1 protein-coding gene is annotated in these 231 nt (G+C 54.1%); it reads left to right on the top strand.

Annotation, left to right across the window (positions count from 1 at the left end; all coding sequences use genetic code 11):
- Positions 1 to 231, top strand: a 231-nt coding sequence (locus ACH8JV_RS19665; RefSeq protein WP_396523338.1) for an Ig-like domain-containing protein, incomplete at both ends; no start/stop codon positions are given.

Below are 231 nucleotides of genomic sequence, written 5' to 3'. Positions count from 1 at the left end.
TCGGTACAGTGAACGACCCGACAGCGACTGTGGTGGTGACTGTAGACGGAGTGGACTACCCGGCAACCAATAATGGCAACGGTACCTGGACACTTGCCGACAATACACTTCCAGTGTTGGCAGATGGACCACATACCGTGACTGTGACTGCAACTGACCCTGCAGGTAACGTTTCAACTCCGGTAACAGGCACAGTGACTGTCGATACTGCAGCAGCGAACTTGCTTGGTC

Source organism: Acinetobacter sp. ABJ_C5_2 (genome assembly GCF_044538485.1).
GTDB classification, from domain to species: Bacteria; Pseudomonadota; Gammaproteobacteria; order Pseudomonadales; family Moraxellaceae; genus Acinetobacter; species Acinetobacter nosocomialis_A.
The sequence above is the reverse complement of the archived record's forward strand: the minus strand, read 5'-3'. Positions and strand labels throughout refer to the sequence as shown.